Raw genomic sequence first — 22080 nt, 5'->3', positions numbered from 1 at the left:
ATCCAGGCCTTCTTCGACGATCTGTGAGTCACCGGGGGTGACGTCGTGTGTGGTCGGGCGGTGGTGCACCGGCCGGTTCAGCCGGCCCACGGTTTGGTGTCCACCAGGTCGAACAACTCCGCGTCCGTCGCCGAGTCCAGGTCCGCCTCGTCGTCCCGGGCCTCGGCGTCGGTCCACCCGGTCAGCAGGGCACGCAGCCGCGTGGTGAGTTCGGCACGCCCTGGGGCGTCGGCGGTCACTTCGGCGAGGGCCGCCTCCAACCGGTCGATCCCGGTCGCGGCAAGCTCCACGGGATCGATCTCGGGAAGCATCCGGTGCCGCAGATGGGCGGCCAGCGCGGCGGGGGTCGGGTGGTCGAACACCACTGTGACCGGCAGCCGCAGGCCGGTAACGGAGTTGAGGCGGTTGCGCAGCTCGACCGTGGTCAGCGAGTCGAAGCCGATCGTCTTGAACGGCCGTTCGGCGTCCACGGCGGCCGGGTCGTCATGGCCCAGTACGACCGCGGCCTGGGTACGGACGAGGTCGGTCAGCGCCTGTTCGCACTCCTGGGGTGTCAGGCCCGCCAGGCGCTCGGTCAGCCCGGCGGCGGAGGCGTCCGGGGCGTTGGTGGCGGTGCGTTTGGTGGTGGTACGCACCAGCCCCCGCAGCAGCGGCGGGACCGTCCCTGTGAACCGGGAGACGTCCAGGCGCACCGGCACGGTGTGGGCCTCGTTGAGCGCGACGACGGAGTCGAACAGGGCGAGCCCGTCGCCTGTGGGAAGCGGCTGGATGCCGGTTCGTCCCATCCGGTCGAGATCCGCCTGGTCCAGGTTGCCGGTCAGCTCGCTGCGTTCGGCCCACAGGCCCCAGGCCAGGGACTGTGCCGGTAGCCCCGCCCGGCGGCGGTGCTGGGCCAGCGCGTCCAGAAAGGCGTTGGCTGCCGCGTAGTTGGCCTGTCCGGGGGCGCCGAACACACCCGAGGCGGAGGAGAACAGCACGAAAAACGACAGATCCCGGTCCCGGGTGAGTTCGTGCAGATGCCAGGCCGCGTCCGCCTTCGGCCGCAGCACGGTGTCCAGCCGCTCCGGCGTCAGCGCCGACACCACACCGTCGTCGATCGTCCCCGCGGCATGGACCAGGCCCCGCAGACCGGGCAACTCGGCCAGCAACCGGGCCAATGACTCACGGTCGGCCACATCGCAGGCCACCACCCGCGCCACCGCCCCCAGTCCGGCCAGCTCAGCCACCAGAGCCGCGGCCCCGGGCGCGTCCGGACCCCGACGGCTCGTGAGCACCACATCCCGCACACCGTGGGCGGTGACCAGATGACGCGCCACTGCGGACCCTATGACTCCCGTGCCGCCCGTGATCAGCACGGTGCCGTCGAGCGGGCCGGTCGGCGTGGTGAGGACAACCTTGCCCACGTGGCGTGCCTGGCTGACGTACCGGAAGGCCTCCTGAGCCTGCCGGGTCTCCCACGCGGTGACCGGCAACGGGGACAGCACACCTTGCTCGAACAGCTCCACCAGGTGTGCCAGCATCTCGCCGATCCGGTCCGGGCCGGCCTCCCACAGGGCGAAGGCACGGTAGAGCACGGCGTTGGGCCAGGCCGCGGTGACGTCGTCGGCGTCGCGTATGTCCGTCCTCCCCATCTCGATGAACCGGCCGCCGGGCGCCAGAAGGTCGAGCGAGGCATCCGTGAACTCCCCGGTCAAGCAGTTCAGTACGACATCGACACCACGGTCCCGCGTCTCGGTGCGGAACCGCTCGCCGAACTCCAGCGTGCGCGAGGAGGCCACCCTGTTCGGGGGCACACCGGTCCCCCATACCACCGGCCACTTCGGCTCGCTCGCGGTCGCGTACACCTCGGCGCCCCAGTGGCGGGCCAGTTGCACGGCCGCCATGCCCACACCGCCGGCCGCGGCGTGCACCAGCAGCGACTCGCCCTTACGGATCCGGGCCAGGTCCTTGAGCCCGTAGTAGGCGGTCAGGAATGCCGAGGGCACCCCCGCCGCCTGCGCGAACGACCAGCCCCGCGGGATGGGCGCGACGGCCCGGCTGTCGGTCACCGCGAGCGGCCCGGCGTACGCGCCCCTGAGCAGCCCCATGACCCGGTCCCCCACGGCGATGCCGGTGACGCCCGGTCCGACCTCGAGCACGATGCCCGCGCCCTCGCAGCCGAGGTCCATGAGCGAATCGGCCATGTCGACGATGCCCAGCGCGAGCAGCACATCCCGGAAGTTCATACCGGTGGCGCGCACCTCGATGCGCACGTGGCCTTCATCGAGCGGCGCCTCGGCCTGCGGGCAGGGCACCAGGCCGAGGCCTTCCACGGTTCCGCTGCCGTCCACGTTCAGGCTCCACGCCCCGCCCTCGGGCACGGTCAGGGCCGTGTCCCGCGCCACCCGGCCGAGCCGCGGCACCAGCGCCTCGCCCGCTCGCACCACGGCCTCGGTCTCGCCCGCCGCCACGGCCGTGCTCACCACATCGGCCAGCGCCTTCGCCGACCGGGGATCGCTGTCCAGGTCGAACTGCGCGAGCCGGCCAGGGTTCTCCGAACACGCCGAGCGCATCAGGCCCCGTACGGCGGCCTGGGTGACGTCGACCGTGTCGCCCGGCACGGCCGCCACCGCCCCGCGGGTCACCACCGCCAGACACGCGGACATCGCCTCCTCGGCGGTGAGCCAGTCCTGAACGGCGGCCAGCACGGTGTGCACCACGGCCCGGGTCTCTTCGGGAACCTGTGCCCCGCCGGCCGGCACGGGCAGGACGACCACATCCGGGACCGGGCCGCCGGACCGCACGGCGGTCCGCAGAGCGGCCAGGTCCGGGAAGGATTCCGCGCCCTCGATCACCGGGCCGTCGCCGAGCCGGGCCAGGCGCCGCTCCCCGGCCGCGGCCACGGGCAGGGCCGCCCAGTCGACTCGGAACAGCCCGTCCAGGCGGGGCCCGGTCGTGAGACGGTCGGCCGCCACGGGCCGCGAGGACAGGTCGTCGATGGTCAGAATGGGCAGGCCGGCCATGTCGGTCATGGTCACCGAGACGGAGTCCGCGTCGTTGTGTGCCAGCCGTACCCGTGCGGTGGTGGCACCGGTGGCGTGGACGCGGACACCGCCGAAGGAGAACGGCAGCCGGGTCTCCATCTCGGTGCCGTGGTCAAGGGCCGAGGCCGCCTGGCAGTGCAGGGCCGCGTCGGCCAGAGCGGGATGCACCAGGAATCGTCCGGCCTCGTCCGGGCCCGGTTCGCCCAGCGCGACCTCCGCGAACAGTTCTTCGCCGCGCCGCCACAGGGCACGGAGGCCCTGGAAGGCCGGGCCGTAGGCGTAGCCCCAGTCCCGCAGTCGCTCGTAGAGCCCGTCGGTGTCCACCGGCCGGGCGTCCGGCGGCGGCCACGCCTGCGAGCCGGCCGCCAGGGGGACGGCCGGCTCGTCGCTCAGCGTGCCGGTGGCGTGGCCGGTCCATGCGCCCGGTATGTGGCCGTCCCCCGCGGTGGCGCGTGAGAAGATCTTCACGGGGCGCTGCGCGTACGCATCGGGCTCCCCGACGGTCACCTGGATGTCCACGGCCCCCTCCGCGGGCAGGACCAGGGGGCTTTGCAGTACCAGTTCCGCCACCTGCTCGCAGCCGACGTGGCTGCCGGCCCGAAGAGCGAGCTCCACCAGCGCGGTGCCCGGCACCAGGACCCGGCCGAGCACGGTGTGGTCGGCCAGCCAGGGGTGGGTGTCCCGCGACAGCCGGCCGGTGAAGACGAATCTGCCGTCCTCGGCGACGTCCACCCCCGCGGCCAGCAGCGGGTGTCCCACGAGCCACAGCCCGGCCCCGGACACGTCGGCCACGCCGGGGGCGGCCCCCGGCAGCCAGTATCGTCGGCGCTCGAAGGCGTAGGCCGGCAGGTCGACCGGTGTGCCGTCGCCGAACACCGCGCGCCAGTCGACGTCGGCGCCGTGGACCCACAGCTGCGCCAGCGAGGTCACCATCCGCCGCGCCCCGCCGTCGTCACGCCGCAGGGTCCCGATGACGGCCGCGTCCCGGCCGCCCGCCTGTACCGTGTCCTGCACCGAGGGCAGCAGCACGGGGTGCGGGCTTACCTCGACGAAGACCGTGTTTCCCTCGTCGAGCAGGGCACGGACGGCGTCCTGGAAGCGGACGGGCTCACGCAGATTGCGGTACCAGTACCCGGCGTCCAGGCCCGCCGTGTCCAGCCACTCTCCCGTCAGCGTGGAGAAGAACGGCACCTGGGAGGTCCGTGGCCCAACGCCGGAGAGGGCCTCGGTCAACTCGGCTTCAAGCTGCTCGACATGGGCCGAGTGCGCGGAGAAGTGCACACCCGGAACGTTCCACCGCATCACTCCGGCGTTCGCCAGCACGGCTCCCAGGTCGCGCAACGCGTCCGGATCACCCGTGACCACCACCGCATTCGGGCCGTTCACCGCGGCGATGGAGAGCCGGTCGCCGAACGGCTCGGTCCGCTCGCGGACCCAATCCTCCGACGCCACGATCGCAAGCATCCCGCCATGTCCGGCCAGACGCCTGGCGATGGCCTGCGACCGCAGCGCCACCACCCGCGCACCATCCTCCAAGGACAGCGCACCGGCCACACACGCGGCTGCGATCTCCCCCTGCGAGTGTCCCACCACCGTCGACGGCTCCACGCCACAGGAGCGCCACACGGCAGCCAGCGACACCATCACCGCCCACAGCACCGGCTGCACCACATCGTCGCGCTCCAGAGGCTTCGCGCTCCGCAGCACGTCGAGCGGATCCCAGTCCAGATATGGGTCCAGCGCCTGGACACACGTGTCCATCGACTTCGCGAACACCGGGCACGAATCCAGCAGTTCCGTGGCCATACCGGCCCACTGGGAGCCCTGGCCCGGGAAGACGAACACCACCCCGGAGGCGTCCGCGGCGGCAGGGCCGGTCACCACATGCGCGGACGGCTCGGCGGCGGCCAGCGCGTCCAGTCCGCCGAGCAAGCCGCCCCGGTCCGCGGCCACCACGACGGCGCGGTGACGCAGGCCCGCCCGGGTCAGCGCCAGGGACCGGCCGACGGCGACCGGGTCCGCGCTGCCCGCGGCGGCAAACTCGCGCAGCCGTGTCGCCTGGGCGAGCAGCGCGGTCGGGGAGTGTCCGGAGACCACCCACGGCAGGGCCGCTCCCGCCTGGACGAGCGGTGCGGTCCGGCCGGCCGCCACAGTTGGCTCGTCGGCCTTCGGCGCCTGCTCCAGGATGATGTGCGCGTTCGTACCGCTGACGCCGAACGAGGAGACTCCGGCCCGGCGGGGCTGCCCGGTGTCGGGCCACGCGGTGGCGGCGGTCGCCAGCCACACACCTCCACCGCTCCAGTCGACGTGCGGGGTGGGCTCGTCCACGTGCAGGGTGGGCGGCACGACCCCGTGGCGCATGGCCATCACCGTCTTGATCACGCTCGCCATGCCCGCCGCGGCCGCGGTGTGGCCGACGTTGGACTTCACCGAGCCCAGCAGCAGCGGGCGGCCTTCCGGCCGGTCCTGCCCGTAGGTGGCCAGCAGCGCCTGCGCCTCGATCGGATCGCCGAGGGCTGTCCCCGTGCCGTGTGCTTCCACCACGTCCACTTCGGCCGCCGACAGCCGGGCGTTGGCCAGCGCCTGTCGGATGACGCGCTGCTGAGAAGGACCGTTCGGCGCGGTCAGCCCGTTGGACGCACCGTCCTGGTTCACCGCACTGCCCCGTAGCACGGCCAGTATGTGATGGTTGTTGCGCCGTGCGTCCGACAACCGCTCCACCAGGAGTACGCCGACGCCCTCGCCCCACGCGGTGCCGTCCGCCCCGGCGGCGAACGCCTTGCACCGACCGTCGGGGGCCAGCCCCCGCTGTTTGCTGAACTCGGTGAACATGCCGGGTGTCGACATGACCGTCACCCCGCCGACCAGCGCCATCGCGCACTCCCGGGTGCGCAGCGCGTGCGCGGCCAGGTGCAGCGCCACCAGCGACGACGAGCACGCCGTGTCGACGGTGAGCGCCGGCCCCTCAAGGCCGAAGGTGTAGGAGATGCGGCCGGAGGCGACACTGGCCGCGTTTCCGATGCCCACGTGGCCCGCCACGTCCTGCTGGTCCCTGCCGAGCAACAGCGTCGCGTAGTCGTGCCCGTTGGTGCCCACGAAGACACCGGTGCGGCTGCCGTGCAACGACCGCGGGTCGATCCGGGCCCGCTCGATGGCTTCCCATGACGCCTCCAGCAGCAGCCGCTGCTGTGGATCCATCGTCACCGCCTCGCGGGGTGAGATGCCGAAGAGCCCAGCATCGAAGTCGGCGGCGTCATACAGGAACCCGCCCGTCCGAGTGGCCGAGGTGCCTCCCCGGTCCTGCTCGGCGCCGAACAGCGTGGCCAGGTCCCAGCCACGGTCGGTGGGGAACTCCGAGACGGCGTCGGTGCCGGCGGCCACCAGCCGCCACAGGCTCTCCGGAGAGTCGGCTCCGCCGAACCGGCAGGATGGCGACCGGTCGACCTCGCGCAGTCACCCGCTTGAGGTAGTCGAGAGTCTTGTCGTCGTCACCCATCGCGGACTCCATCCGTGTACTCCGCTTCTTTCGCTGCACGCCGCTCACGCTCAGATACCGAACTCTTTGTCGATGAAGTCGAAGACCTCGTCGCGCGTAGCGGAGTGGATGTGTTCTGCCGCCGTCCGCGCGGCGGTCTCGTCCGGGCCACCTCCCCAGCGCGCCAGTAGCGTCTCCAGCCGGGCCACGATGTCCGGATGGGCGCCCGGACCGGCCGCCACCGCCGCGAGCCTGCCCTCCAGCTTGTCGATCTCCGCGAGCACCGACGCCTCGGTGACCTCGTCCTCGCCCAGGGCAGCCCGCAGATGTCGGGCGAGCTCGCGGGGTGTCGGATAGTCGAAGATCGATGTGGTGGGCAGGGGCAGTCCGATGACGTCGCTCAGCCGGTTGCGGAACTCGACCGCCGCCAGCGAGTCGAAGCCGAGGTCCCGGAAGGGTTTGCCCGGCTCGATCCCATCGATGGTGGCGTGTCCGAGCACCTGGGCCGCGTGGGTACGGATCAGCTCGACGAGCGCCTGCTCCCGCTCGGCGCCGGAGAGCCCGGCGAGCCGCCGGCCCACCCGCGCCGTGGTGTCCGGTGCGGGTGCGGCGGGTGCCTGGGCCGCCCGGGCCCCGGGAATCTCGTCGAACAGGGTGCTCGGCCGCTCCGCGGTGAACGACATCGCGAACCGCTCCCAATCGATGTCGGCCACGGTGAGCAGCGGTTCGTCATGGGCGATGGTCTGCTGGAGTACATCGAGCGCCGCCTGTGGCGCGAGCGGGCGGACACCGCGCCGGCGCAGATGCGCCTCGGCGTCGCCGCGAGCGGCCATGCCGCCCCCGCCCCAGGGCCCCCAGGCGATCGAGGTGGCGGTGCGGCCCCGGGCCCGGCGCCGCTGCGCCAGGGCATCGAGGTACGCGTTGGCCGCGCCGTACGCGCCCTGCCTGGCGCCGCCCCAGATCCCGGCGGTCGAGGCGAACAGCACGAAGGCGTCCAGATCGGTCTGGGCGAACAGTTCGTCGAGGTTGCGGGCTCCGTCGGCCTTGCCGCCGCAGACGGCCGCCACCTCCCGTGGTCCGGTGTGCGCGATCTCGGTGGGCGCCGCGATGCCGGCGGTGTGCATCACCGCACTGATCTTGACGCCGTCCACGGTGAGTTCGCGGAGTAGGCCGGCCAGCGCCTCCCGGTCGGCGACGTCGCAAGCCGCCACCGTCACCCGGGCTCCCAGTTCGGTGAGTTCGGCCTCCAGCGCGGCGGCCTCCGGCGCGGCCGGGCCCCGGCGGCTGGTCAGCACCAGGTGTTCGGCTCCCGCTCCGGCCAGCCGACGGGCGACGTGCGCGCCCAGCGCCCCGGTGCCACCGGTGACCAGCACTGCGCCGTGTGGTGTCCAGCGTGGTCCGGTGTCCGGGGGGTTCAGCGGTGCCCGCGTCAGTCGCCGGGCCAGCGGCCCGCCCGCCCGTACGGCCACCTGGTCCTCGCCCGTGGTGCCCGCAAGGACGGCGCACATCCGGGCGGCGGCGCGGGGGTCCGCCTCGGAGGGCAGATCGACCAGCCCGCCCCAGCGGTCGGGGTGTTCGAGAGCGACCACCCGGCCGAGGCCCCACAGCTGCGCCTGGTCGGGGTCGATGTCCCGGTCGCCCGTGACCATGACCGCGCCACGCGTCACCCACCACAGGGGCGCCGCCACCTGGAGGTTGCCCAACGCCTGTACGAGGGCGAAGGCCGAGCCCAGGACCCACGACGGGTCCTGCGTGCCGGAGAGCGCGAGCAGCGACAGCACGCCCGCTACGGGCGCGTCGGGCCGGGCCGTGCGCAGCCGCGCGGCGATGACGTCGGGGGCCTGGCCGGTGATGTCGACGCGGAGGACATCGGCTCCCTGGCGGTCCAGCGCTTCGAGGCATTCGTCGGCGGCCGCTCCGCCCGCGGTGACGACCAGCCAGGTGCCGGTGAGCGTGGCGGCTGGTTCGGCGATCGGCCGCCACGCGACCGAGTAGCGCATGTCCTGCAACCCCGAACGCTCCCGGGAGCGGCGGCGCCAGTCGGACAACACCGGCAGCATCTCCCGCAGCGGGGAACGCCGCTCTTCCTGCTCGACGCCCAGTGTGTTCGCCAGCGCGTCCACGTCCTCGCTTTCCACGGCGGACCAGAACGCCCGGTCGGCCTCGGAGGTGCTGCCGTCGTCGGTGGGAACCGGCGCGTCCAGCCAGTAGCGCTCGCGCTGGAAGGCGTAGGTGGGCAGATCGATCCGGGAGGCCGGGGTCAGTGTGGGCCAGTCGACCGCGGTACCCCGTGTGTACAGCCGGGCCAGAGCGTGGGTGAACGTGGTGACCTCGTCGCGGTCCGGCCTCGTGGTCGCCACCACGACGGCCGTGCTCGCCGGGTCCAGCCGATCGGCGACCAGACTGCTCAGCGTCGTGTCGGGGCCGACCTCCACGTAGTCGGTGACCCCCTGCTCGCCCAGCCAGGCCAGACCGTCGGCGAAGCGGACGGCCTGCCGCGCATGACGCAACCAGTAATCAGCACTGCCGATCTCCTCGGCCGTGACCACCCGGCCCGTCACGTTGGACACGATCGGAATACCCGGCTCACCCCACGAAACACCACCCAGCACCTCCGCGAACTGCGCCAGCATCGGCTCGACCAGCGGCGAATGAAACGCCCGCTCCACCCGCAATCGCCGGACACGCCGACCCTCACCCCGCGCCACACCCACCACCCGCTCCACCGCGTCCCGCACGCCCGACACCACCACCGACCGCGGACCATTCACCGCCGCCACCGACAACCGGCCCCCGTCCTCCCCGATCCACCCGGCAACCTCCGTCTCCCCTGCCTCCACCGCCGCCATCGCACCACCCGACGACAACCCCGCCATCAACCGCCCACGCGCCGCCACCACCCGCACCGCATCCTCGAGCGACCACACACCCGACACATGAGCCGCCACCAACTCCCCCACCGAGTGCCCCAGCAAGTAATCAGCACCCACCCCGCAACGTTCCAACGCCCGGAACAGCGCCACCTCGAACGCAAACAGCCCCGCCTGCGCGTACTCCGTCCGCTCCAGCAATTCCCCATCCGCCGAATCCGCCCCCGCGAACAACACCTCCCGCAACGGCACGCCCGCCAACAACCCGTCGAACGCCCCACACACCTCCTCCAACACCTCGCCGAACGCCGGCAACCCCACCAACCCACGCCCCATCCCCGACCGCTGCGCACCCTGCCCCGAGAACAGGAAGGCGATCGAGCGACCGGGGGTCGCCACTCCCGACACCACGTTCTCCGCGGGCTCTCGCGACATCACCGCAGCCAGACCGCGCAGCTGGTCCTCGCGGTCCTCGCCGATCACCACCGCGCGGTGGTCCAGAGCCGCCCGCGAGGACGCCAGCGCCCAAGCGACCCGTGCGCCGTCCGTCCCGGTCGCGATGACGAACTCACGCAGCCGGGCGGCCTGGCCGCGCAGCCCGGCCGCCGAGTGACCGGACACCACCCACGGCAGCGGGCCGGGAGCCGGGGCGACGGCGGCCGGTTCCCGGCTTTCGTCGCGGTCGTCGGGTGCCTGTTCGATGACCACATGGGCGTTGGTGCCACTGATGCCGAACGACGACACCGCCGCCCGCCGCGACCGGTCCGTCTCCGGCCAGGGCCGGCCCTCGGTCACCAGCTCCACCGCTCCGGCGGACCAGTCCACGTGCGGCGTCGGCTCGTCCACGTGCAACGTACGGGGCACCGTCCCATGGCGCATCGCCAGCACCATCTTGATGACCCCGGCCACTCCCGCCGCGGCCTGGGTATGACCGAGGTTGGACTTCAGCGAGCCGAGCAGCACCGGACGGTCGGCCGCCCGCTCCTGGCCGTAGGCCGTGATGACCGCCTGAGCCTCGATGGGGTCGCCGAGCGGGGTGCCGGTGCCGTGCGCCTCCACCACGTCCACCTCGGACGCCGCCACCCGGGCATTCGCCAGCGCCTGTCGGATCACCCGCTGCTGCGACGGACCGTTCGGCGCCGTCAGCCCGTTCGACGCACCGTCCTGGTTCACCGCCGTACCCCGGACCACGCCGAGGACCCGGTGTCCGTTGCGGCGCGCGTCCGACAGCCGCTCGACCAGCAGCAGACCCACGCCCTCGGACCAGGTGGTGCCGTCCGCGGCGGCCGCGAAGGACTTGCACCGGCCGTCCGGGGCCAGGCCCTGCTGCCTGCTGAACTCCACGAAGGCGGCCGGGGTGGACATCACCGCGACACCGCCCGCGAGGGCGAGCGAACACTCGCCCTGGCGCAGTGCCTGCGCCGCCAGGTGCAGGGCGACCAGCGAGGACGAGCAAGCGGTGTCCACCGTGACCGCGGGGCCTTCGAAACCGAAGGTGTACGCCAGGCGGCCGGTGGCGATGCTGCCGGTGTTGCCGTTGCCGAGGAAGCCCGCGACGTCCTCCGGGACGGTCCGCAGCCGGGTCGCGTAGTCGTGGTGCATGAGCCCGGCGAACACCCCCACCCTGCTGCCGCGTACGGCGTGGGGATCGACGCCCGCGTCTTCGAACGCCTCCCAGGAGGTTTCCAGCAGCAGCCGCTGCTGCGGGTCCATGGCCACCGCCTCGCGCGGTGAGATGCCGAAGAACGCGGGGTCGAACTCGGCGGCGTCGTACAGAAACCCGCCCGCGCCCCCACGGCTCCCCGCGGTGCCCCGGCCGTCCGGAGCGCGCAGTTCCGTAAGATCCCAACCGCGGTCGTCGGGGAACGCGGAGATCGCGTCCCGGCCGTCCAGAACCAGCTGCCACAGGTCCTCGGGCGACCGGACCCCACCGGGGTAGCGGCAGCTCATCCCGATGATCGCTATCGGCTCGTCGGCCACGGCCGCCACCCGGGCCGGCGCGGCCGTGCCCTCGGCGCCCACCAGCTGGGACCGCAGGCGGGCGGCCAGTGCCGCGGGGGTCGGGTAGTCGAACACCAGGGTGGCCGGGAGCCGCACACCCGTCGCAGTGGCGAGTTGGTTGCGCAGGTCCACGGCGGTCAGCGAGTCGAAGCCGAGATCGGAGAAGGTACGGTCGTCCGCGACAGCGCTGCCCGGGGCGTGGCCCAGTACGGCGCCGACGTGGCGCAGCACCAGGTCGAGCAGCGCCTTGTCCCGCTCGGCCTCGGGCATCGAGCGCAGGCGCTCTCGCAGACCTGTGGTCGCGGTGCCCCGTACGGCGTGCCTGGCGGGGGTGCGCACCAGTCCCCGCAGGACCGGGGGGACGCCCGCGCCATCGCCGCGCAGGCCGGCGAGGTCGAGGGCCATCGGCGCGAGGACCGGCTCGTCGGCGGCGAGGGCGGCGTCCAGCAGCGCGACCCCGTCTTCGGCCGACAGGGCCGACATCCCGCCGCGGAACACCCGGGCCAGGTCGCGCTCGCGCATGACTCCGGTCATGGTGGAGCGCTGCTCCCACAGGCCCCAGGCCAGCGATCGGACGGTCAGGCCATGGGCGTTGCGGTGGCGGGCCAGCGCGTCCAGGAACGTGTTGGCCGCGGCGTAGTTCGCCTGTCCCGCCGCCCCCATCACGCCCGCTACCGAGGAGAACAGCACGAACGCGGTGAGATCCATTCCGGCGGTGAGCTGGTGCAGGTTCCACGCCGCGTCCACCTTGGGGCGCAGCACGGCGTGGAGCCGTTCGGGCGTCAGCGAGGATACGGTCGCGTCGTCGACGACACCGGCGGCGTGGACCACGCCGCGCAGCGGCCGGTCGGCGGGGATGGCCGCCAGTGCGGCGGCGAGGCTGTCGCGGTCCACGACGTCGCAGGACACCACGGTGGCCTCGGCGCCCATGGTGGCCAGTTCGGCCACGAGTTCCTCCGCGCCGCCTGCCCGGGCGCCCTGCCGGCCCACCAGCAGCAGGTGTGCCACGCCATGGGTGGCGGCCAGGTGCCGGGCCACGGCGCTGCCCAGCGTCCCGGTGCCGCCGGTGATCAGTACGGTGCCGCGCGGATCCCACGCCGGCGCGGCGTCGTCCGGCGCGGCCGCCCGGGTCAGCCGGGGCGCGTACAGGACACCGTCACGGAGCGCGACTTCGGGTTCCTCACCGTTCGCGGCCCGTACGGCGCCGATCAGTCCGGCCGCCACCGCGCTGGAACCGAGATCGGAGTCGAGGCCGAAGTCGAGGTCGAGGTCGAGGTCGAGTTGCACGATGCGGTCCGGGTGCTCCGACTGTGCGGAGCGCACCAGACCCTGCACCGCGGCCTGCGGCAGGTCGGGGGCCCGCCCGTCGACTGACACCGCGTTGCGGGTGATCAGCACCAGCCGGGCCCCGTCGAGCCGGTCGTCGCCGAGCCAGGTACGCACCGTCTCCAGTGCCCAGGCGGTGGCCGCCCTGGTCTGGTCCGGCACGTCCCCCGGAAACCCCGGGCATACGGCGGCCACCAGGTCCGGCGCGGGGACATCAGCGGTCAGGGCCGCGCCCAGCGCGGCCAGATCCTCGTAGAACGCGGCGTCCACACCCGCCGCGCCGGCCACGGCGGCCGCGTCGGCACCGATCGCGGCCCACCGGAGTGGGGCCGTCCCGTCCGGCTCCGTGGCAAGGGTCGGGAGGGCCCGGCCGGGCCCGGCCACCTCGGTCCAGCCAGGGCGGAACAACGAGGCGCGGTGGCCGCCCGCCACCCGGAGCTGATCGCCGGTGACCGGCCGCAGGGCGAATTCGTCGATCGACGCCACCGGCAGTCCCCCGCCATCGGTGACCGTCACCGCGATCCCGGCGGCGCCGGTCGGGGACAGGCGCACGCGCAGCGTGGCGGCCCCGGCCGCGTACAGGCGCACGCCACGCCAGGAGAAGGGCAGCCCGCTCGGGGCCTCGGCGCCGTCCGCCGGGTTCAGCAGGGAGATGCCGTGCAGCGCCGCGTCGAGCGCCGCCGGGTGCAGGCAGTAGCGGCCCGCGTCCGCGGCGGCCTCTTCGGGCAGGCGGACCTCGGCGAAGACGTGGGCCCCGCGACGCCAGGCCGCGGTGAGTCCCTGGAACGCCGGTCCATAGCCGAAACCTCCGTCGTCCAGCCGGTGGTAGAGGCCGTCCAGTTCCACGGGCTCGGCGCCCTCGGGCGGCCATGGGCCCGGCTTCTCGGCCGTGCCCGCCGGTATCCCCTCGCAGATCACGCCCGTGGCGTGGGTGGTCCACTCCCCGGTGTCCGCCCGCCGTGCGTACACCGCCACGGTCCGGCGGCCGCCCTCGTCGGCACCGCCCACGGTCAGCTGCACGCGCACGGTGGTGTCGTCGGACAGGACCAGGGGCGCGTGCAGGGTCAGTTCCTCCACGGCGTCACAGCCCACCTCGTCGCCGGCACGCAGCACCATGTCGACGAAGGCGGTGCCGGGGAGCAGGACCGTGTCCAGTACCGCGTGGTCGGCCAGCCACGGCTGTTCGGACAGCGAGAGCCGGCCGGTGAGCAGGACGCCGTCGCCGTCGGCCAGGCCGACGCGCGCGCCGAGCAGCGGGTGGCCGGTGGCCTCCAGCCCGACCGAGCCGACCGCGGCGTCCACGCCGACCGGTGCGGACCGGCGCGGCCAGTAGCGTTCGCGCTGGAAGGCGTAGGTGGGCAGGTCGAGCCGGCGGGCCGGCTTCAACGTCGGCCAGTCCACATCCGTGCCCCGCGTGTACAGTCCGGCCAGGCCCTGGGTGAACGTGGTGATCTCATCGTGGTCCGGCCGTGTGGTCGGCACGGTGAGGGCCGTGCCCGCCGGGTCCAACTGGTCGGCGACGAGCGCGGTCAGCGTGGTGTCGGGGCCGATCTCGACGAAGTCGGTCACTCCCCGCTCGGTCAGCCACGTGACACCGTCGGCGAACCGTACGGCCTGCCGGGCGTGGCGCAGCCAGTAGTCGACGCTCCCGATCTCCTCGGGCTCGACGGTCCCACCGGTCAGGTTGGACACGATCGGAATACGCGGCTCGCCCCAGGAGACACCACCCAGCACCTCCGCGAGCTCGCCCAGCATCGGCTCCACCAACGGCGAATGGAACGCCCGCGCCACCCGCAGCCTCCGACTACGCCGCCCCTCCTTCCGCGCCAGGGCCACCACCCGCGCCACCGCGTCATCCGCGCCCGAGACCACCACCGACCGCGGGCCGTTCACCGCCGCCACCGACAACCGGTCCCCGTCACCAGCGATCCACCCGGCGACCTCCGCCTCCCCGGCCTCCACCGCCGCCATCGCACCCCCCGGTGGCAAACCCTCCATCAACCGCCCACGCGCCGCCACCACCCGCGCCGCATCCCCGAGCGACCACACACCCGCCACATGAGCCGCCACCAGTTCCCCCAGCGAGTGCCCCATCAGGAAGTCCGCGGAGACCCCACAGCTGTCCAACAACCGGAACAACGCCACCTCGAAGGCGAACAACCCCGCCTGCGCGTACTCCGTCCGCTCCATCAACCCCGATTCGGCCGAACCCGGTTCGGCAAGCAGCACATTCCGCAACGGCACATCCAGCAACCCCTCGAACGCGCCGCACACCTCTTCCAGCACCTCACCGAACGCCGGCAGCCCCACCAACCCGCGCCCCATCCCCACTCGCTGCGAACCCTGCCCCGAGAACAGGAATGCCACCCGTCGGCCGTCCTCGACCGCACCACTCACCACGCCGCTCGGGGACTCCCCCGCGGCCACCGCGTCGAGACCGGACAGGAACCCCTCACGGTCCCCCGCGATCACCACCGCGCGATGCTCCAGGGCCGCCCGCGAGGTCGCCAACGACCAGGCCACGTCCTGCGGCCCAGGGCCACGGTCCGCCGCGAACTCGCGCAGCCGCGCTGCCTGATCCCGCAGCCCAGCCGCCGACCGGCCCGACACCACCCACGGCAGTACGGTCCCTGCTACCGGGGCCGCGTACTGTTCCTCGTCGGACGACTCACCTGCGGCAGGCGCCTGCTCCAGCACGACATGCGCGTTGGTGCCGCCGATGCCGAACGACGACACCGCCGCCCGGCGCGGCCGATCCGTCTCGGGCCACCGTCGTCCCTCGGTCACCAAGTCCACCGTGCCGGCCGACCAGTCCACGTGCGGTGTCGGCTGATCCACGTGCAGCGTTCGTGGCACCAACCCATGGCGTATGGCCAGCACCATCTTGATGACACCGGCCACCCCCGCCGCCGCCTGCACATGCCCGATGTTCGACTTGACCGAACCCAGCAACAACGGCTGACCTCCGATCCGCTCCCGCCCATACGTCGCCAGCAGCGCCTGCGCCTCGATCGGATCCCCCAGAGCGGTGCCGGTGCCGTGCGCCTCCACCACGTCCACCTCGGACGCCGCCACCCCGGCATTCGCCAGCGCCTGCCGGATCACCCGCTGCTGCGACGGACCGTTCGGCGCCGTCAGCCCGTTCGACGCACCGTCCTGATTCACCGCCGTACCCCGGACGACCGCCAGGACGTGGTGACCGTTGCGGCGGGCGTCCGACAGCCGCTCGACCAGCAGGACGCCCACCCCCTCGGCGAAGCCGGTGCCGTCCGCGCCCGCCGCGAACGCCTTGCAGCGGCCGTCCGGCGCCAACGCACGCTGCCTGCTGAACGACACCAGCAGCGCCGGGCTCGGCATGATCGCGACACCACCGGCGAGGGCCAGGGTGCACTCACCCTGCCGGAGGGCCTGGACAGCCAAGTGCAGGGCCACGAGCGACGACGAGCAGGCGGTGTCCACCGTCATCGCGGGGCCTTCCAGGCCGAAGGTGTAAGCCACCCGGCCGGACGCCACGCTGGTCGCGCTGCCGGTCAGCAGATGGCCGTCCAGGCCGTCCGAGGAGGTGAACAGATTCATCCCGTAGCCGGACGCGGCGCTGCCGAGGAAGACGCCCGTCGGGGAACCACGCAGGCTGTCCGGATCGATGCCCGCACGCTCGAACGTCTCCCAGGCGGTCTCCAACAGCAGCCGCTGCTGGGGGTCCATGGCCAGCGCCTCACGGGGCGAGATGCCGAAGAACTCGGGGTCGAACTCGGCCACGTCGTGCAGGAAGCCGCCCATGCGGGTATGTGAGGTGCCCGGCCGGTCCGGGTCGGGGTCGAACAGCGCGTCGAGGTCCCAGCCACGGTCGGTGGGGAACGGCGATATGGCGTCCCGCTCGTCGGCGAGCAGTTGCCACAGGTCCTCCGGCGAGCACACACCGCCCGGGAACCGGCAGCTCATGCCCACGATCGCGATCGGATCGTCAGCCGCCGCGGGCGCGGCGGCCACCGGGGCCACGGCCGAAGCCGCTTCCTCGCCACCCGCCCCCAGCCGCACCGCCAGCTCGGCGGCCAGCGCCACCGACGTCGGATGGTCGAACACCACCGTCACCGGAAGCCGCAGACCCGTCGCCGTACCCAGCCGGTTGCGCAACTCCACCGCGGTCAGCGAATCGAACCCGAGGTCCTTGAACGCCCGGTCCGCCCCCACCGCGCCGGCACCGTCATGGCCCAACACCACCGCTGCCTGGGCCCGCACCAACTCCGTCAGCACCCGATCCCGCTCGGCCACCGGCACCATGGCCAGACGCGCACGCAAACCGCTCGTGTCAGCGCCTGAGTTCGTGGCCACACGCTTCACCGAAGCACGCACCAGGCCGCGGAAGAGCGGCGCCAAGACCTCCTGCTCGCGCAAGGCGGCCAGGTCGAACCGGATCGGAACCACGTGCGGACGCGGCATCCGGACGGCCACGTCGAACAGGGCGAGGCCGCTTTCGGTGGAAAGCGGCTGGACGCCGGTGCGTGCCATCCGGTCCAGGTCGACCTGGCCCAGGCCCCCGGTCATCGCACTGCGGTCGGCCCACAGCCCCCAGGCCAGCGACTGCCCCGGCAACCCCGTCCGGCGACGGTGTTGTGCCAGCCCGTCCAAGAACGCATTGGCAGCCGCGTAGCTCCCCTGACCAGGCGCACCGAACACACCAGCCGCCGAGGAGAACAACACGAACAACGACAGCTCACGATCCCGGGTCAGCTCATGCAGATACCAGGCCGCGTCCGCCTTCGGCCGCAGCACCACATCCAGCCGCTCCGGCGTCAACGCCGAAACCACACCGTCATCGATCACACCCGCCGCATGCACCACCCCACACAGACCGGGCAGCCCCTCCAACAGCCCGGCCAACGAAGCACGGTCCGCCACATCACAGGACACCACCCGCGCCACGGCACCCAGCGCCGCCAACTCCCCCACCAAACCGGCCGCCCCAGGAGCATCCGCACCACGACGGCTCGTCAACACCAGATCCCGCACCCCATGGACACCGGCCAGATGACGCGCCACCGCCGCCCCGGTCATCCCCGTCCCGCCCGTGATCAGCACGGTACCGCCCAGGTCCGGATTCCACGCCTCGGCCGTATCAGGAGCGGCCTGCGTCCCCGCGCCCGACGACGAGACCCGGCCGAGCCGCGGCACCCTCGCCCCGCCCGAGCGCACCGCGGCCTCCGGCTCGCCGCCCGAGGCCGCGGAGGCCACCACGGCGGGCAGCGCCGCCGTCGACTCCGCGCCACCGTCGGTGTCGACCTGCAGCATCCGGCCGGGGTGTTCCGCGCACGCGGACCGCACCAGGCCCCGTACGGCGGCCTGGGCGACGTCGACCCGCTCTCCCGGCTCCACCGCGGTCCCGCCGCGGGTCAGCACGGCCAACCGGACGTCGTCCAGTTCGGGGCGGTCGAGCCACTCCTGTACGACGCCCAGCACTTCGGCCAGCAGCCTCCGGCTCGCCGCCGGAGCGTCCACACCCGGGTCCGCCCCGCCGTCGGGGCAGGGCAGCAGCACCGTGCCGGCCATCGGCTCCCCGGCCCGCACTGCCGCGACCACCGAGGCGACATCGCGAAACGACGGCGCGTCCAGCCCCGGCAGGGCCTGGCCCAGGACCGCCACCCGCTCCCGCCCGGCCTCGACAGCCACGTGCAGCGGCGTCCAGGTCACCTCGTACATCGAATCCACCCCCGGGCCGGCCGCCGGCCCCTCGGACAGCGGACGCGAGGTGAGCTCTTCAAGGCTGAGGATGGGCAGCCCGGCCTGGTCGGTCATCAGCACCGAGACCGTGTCAGGACCGACCGGGGCCATCCGGACCCGCGCGGAAGTGGCGCCCGTGGCGTGAACGCGCGCTCCGGCGAACAAGAACGGCATCGTGAGCTCTCGCTCGCTGTCGAGCAGCGACACCAGCCGCGTCTGCAGCGCGGCGTCGACCAGTGCGGGGTGCACGCCGAACCGCGCCGCCTCCCCCGCGCCGGACTCGTCCAGCTCGACGTCGGCGAACAGTTCCGTGCCGCGCCGCCACACGGCGCGCACGCCCCGGAACACCGGCTCGTAGGCCCAACCGGCTGCCGCGAGCCGTTCGTAGAAACCGTCGATCTCCACCGGGACGGCATCGGCGGGCGGCCACACGGTGTCTCCGGTTACGGGTTCACCGGCGGGCGCGGCGGTCACCGTGCCCGTCGCGTGGCAGACCCACTCCGCCCCGCCCTCGCCGGGCCCCGGGCGGTGGGGCCGGGAGTGCAGTCGCACCGCGCGCCGCCCCAGCTCATCGGCCGGGTCGACGCCGACCTGCACCTCAACCGCCGTGCCGTCGTCCGGCACCGTCAGCGGGGCCCGCAGAACCAGTTCCTCCAGCCGGTCGCAGTCGGCGTACTCACCTGCTCGCAGCACCAGCTCCAGCACGGCCGCACCCGGCACCAGCGACCGGCCCGCCACCACGTGGCCGGCGAGCCAGGGGTGCGAGCCCGTGGACAACCGGCCGGTGAACAGCGCCCCGCCGCCCTCGGCCACACCGATGCCGGCCACCAGCAGGGGATGGCCCAGCGGCGACAGTCCGGCCCCCGTGAGGCCCTTCGCCCCACTCCCGGCCGCCGACAGCCAGTAGCGCCGGCGCTGGAAGGCGTACGTCGGCAGGTCCGCCCGTGCGGCGTCCCCGCCGAACACCGCCCGCCAGTCGGGTCCGACGCCCCACACCCACAGCTCGGCCAGGGACGTCAGCACGCGCCGCGGCCCGCCCTCGCCGCGCCTGAGCGTCTCCACGGCCGTCAGACGGCTGTCCGCGGCGTGTCCGGCCTCCTCGATCGCCGCGGACAGCACCGGGTGCGGGCTGACCTCGAGGAACACCGTCCTGTCGTCGTCGATGAGGCTCTGTACCGCGTCGTGGAAGCGGACCTGCCCGCGCAGGTTCCGGTACCAGTACTCCGCGTCGAGCGTCTCGCCCTCGGCGAGCGCGGCCGTGACCGTCGAGTACATGGGGACGTCGCCGGCCCTCGGGGTGATCGGAGCGGCCACTTCCAGCAGGGCGTCACGGACCTGCTCGACGTGTGGCGTGTGCGACGCGTAGTCCACCGCGATCGCCTGCGCCCGCAGACCCTCGGCCTCGGCCGCCGCCCTCACCTCGGCCAGCACGTCCGGGCTGCCGCCGAGCACCGTGGAGGCCGGGCCGTTCACCGCCGCGATCCACACCCCGTCGCGGCCGGCCATGAGCTCCTGCGCCCGCTCGGCCGAAGTGGCGACGGACACCATTCCGCCCTCACCGGCCAAGCCCTCCGCGATCACCCGGCTGCGCAGCGCCACCAGCCGCGCACCGTCCTCCAACGACAGGACACCTGCCACGCACGCCGCCGCGATCTCCCCCTGGGAATGGCCCACCACCGCCGACGGCACCACGCCCATCGACCGCCACAGCGCAGCCAGCGACACCATCACCGCCCACAGCACGGGCTGCACCACGTCAACCCGCTCCAGCAAGCGGCCGTCCCGCAGGACCTCGAGCAGATCCCACTCGATGTGCGGGGCCAAGGCCTCGGCACACCGCAGGACGGACTCGGCGAAGGCGGGCGAGGAGTCCAGCAACTCGGTCGCCATCCCCGCCCACTGGGAGCCCTGGCCCGGAAAGACGAACACCACACCGTCGGGGGCCTGCGACCCGACGGCTCCGCTCACCACCCGTGCGGCGGGCTCTTCCGCGGCAAGGGCGTCGAGACCGGCCAGGAACCCGTCCCGGTCCTCGGCGATCACCACCGCCCGGTGCTCCAGCCCGGCGCGTGACGAAGCGAGCGACCATCCCAGGTTCCGGTCCGTCTCGCCCGAGCCGGCCGCGAACCGGCGAAGCCGCACGGCCTGCGCCCGCAATCCCCGTGCAGAACGGCCCGACACCACCCACGGCAGCGCATCGTGCACCCGCCCTTTCGTGAATGGGGCGGGTGTGTCCGAGTCCTCCTCGGCATCAGGTGTCGCGGTGGCAGGAGCTCCGGTGGCAGGCGGCTGTTCAATGATCACATGCGCGTTGGTGCCGCTCACCCCGAACGAGGACACCGCGGCCCGCCGGGGCTGCCCGGTCTCCGGCCACGCCGTGTTCCCGGTCACCAGCCGCACCGCGCCGGACCCCCAGTCCACGTGCGGCGTCGGCTCGTCCACGTGCAACGTCGCGGGCACGGTGCCGTGCCGCATCGCCATCACCATCTTGATGATCCCGGCCACGCCCGCCGCCGCCTGGGTGTGGCCGAGGTTCGACTTCAGCGACCCGATCAGCAGCGGCCGCTCGGCCGGCCGGTTCTGCCCGTACGTGGCCAGCAGCGCGTCCGCCTCGATCGGGTCGCCCAGTGTGGTGCCCGTCCCATGCGCCTCCAGGGCGTCGACCTGCACCGGGGACAGGTCGGCGTCGGCCAGCGCCTGCCGGATCACCCTTTGCTGCGAGGGGCCGTTGGGCGCGGTGAGACCGTTGGACGCGCCGTCCTGGTTCACCGCCGAGCCGCGCACCACGGCCAGCACCTGATGGCCGCCTCGCACCGCGTCCGACAGCCGCTCCAGCAGCAGCATGCCGACGCCCTCGGCGAGGACGGTCCCATCGGCGCTGCCCGCGAATGCGCGGCACCGGCCGTCGCGCGACAGGCCCTGCTGGCGGCTGAACGCGACGAACACCTCGGGGGTGGGCATGACCACCACGCCACCGGCGATGGCGCGCGAACAGTCGCCACGCTGCAGTGCGTTGACCGCCAGGTGCAATGCCACCAGCGAGGACGAACAGGCGGTGTCCACCGTGACCGCCGGACCTTCCAGACCCAACGAGTAGGCGATCCGGCCGGAGAGCACACTGCCCGAGCGGCCGGTGAGCAGATGGCCCTGGACCTCTTCGGGAGCGTCGGTCAGGTCGCCGCCGTAGCCGTGGAAGCTGGAGCCCACGAACACGCCGGTCCGGCTGCCGCCCAGCGACGTCGGATCGATGCCGGCCCGCTCGAACAACTCCCAGGACGTCTCCAGCAGCAGCCGCTGTTGCGGGTCCATCGCCACCGCCTCACGCGGCGAGATCCCGAAGAACTCCGCGTCGAACTCGGCGGCGTCGTGCAGGAAACCGCCGCGGTCCACATACGAGGTCCCGGGCCGGTTCCCGTCCGCGTCGAACAGCCTCGCCAGGTCCCAGCCGCGGTCGGAAGGCACCTCCGAGACCGCGTCTTCACCGTTCGCCACCAGGCGCCACAGGTCCTCGGGCGAGGCCACCCCGCCGGGGTAGCGGCAGCTCATGCCGACGATGGCCACCGGTTCATCAGCGGCCGCCTCCGCGTCCCGCAACCGCGCCCGCGTCTCCTTCAGTTCCGCGGTGACACGCTTGAGGTACTCGAAGAGCTTCTCTTCATTCGCCATG

General features: G+C 73.2%; 2 protein-coding genes and 2 pseudogenes. All 4 read right to left on the bottom strand.

The genetic code is table 11. The features are described from left to right. Nucleotides 1–77: 77 nt before the first annotated feature. Nucleotides 78–2252 (bottom strand): SDR family NAD(P)-dependent oxidoreductase, encoded by a 2175-nt coding sequence (locus HYQ63_RS46285; RefSeq protein ID WP_373689244.1) that lies wholly within the window; start codon nucleotides 2250–2252, stop codon nucleotides 78–80. A gap of 153 nt (nucleotides 2253–2405) precedes the next feature. Continuing rightward, a pseudogene (locus HYQ63_RS46280) lies at nucleotides 2406–3374 on the bottom strand (polyketide synthase dehydratase domain-containing protein); the annotation flags it as partial. 36 nt (nucleotides 3375–3410) lie between these two features. Further along, a pseudogene (locus tag HYQ63_RS46275) lies at nucleotides 3411–6480 on the bottom strand (type I polyketide synthase); the annotation flags it as partial. A gap of 89 nt (nucleotides 6481–6569) precedes the next feature. Then, nucleotides 6570–22079 carry a type I polyketide synthase gene (locus tag HYQ63_RS43670; protein WP_179939555.1) on the bottom strand — a complete coding sequence of 5170 codons (15510 nt, stop codon included), beginning with the start codon at nucleotides 22077–22079 and terminating at the stop codon, nucleotides 6570–6572. Between the last annotated feature and the right edge of the window lies 1 nt (nucleotide 22080).

It is taken from the genome of Streptomyces sp. Rer75 (genome assembly GCF_013414305.1).
Taxonomy (GTDB): domain Bacteria; phylum Actinomycetota; class Actinomycetes; order Streptomycetales; family Streptomycetaceae; genus Streptomyces; species Streptomyces himastatinicus.
This window is presented reverse-complemented; position numbering and strand designations above follow the sequence as displayed.

Bases quoted from the DNA above. Each gene is read 5' to 3' on its own strand.
- HYQ63_RS43670 (WP_179939555.1), bottom strand. From the start codon at position 22,079: ATGGCGAATGAAGAGAAGCTCTTCGAGTACCTCAAGCGTGTCACCGCG.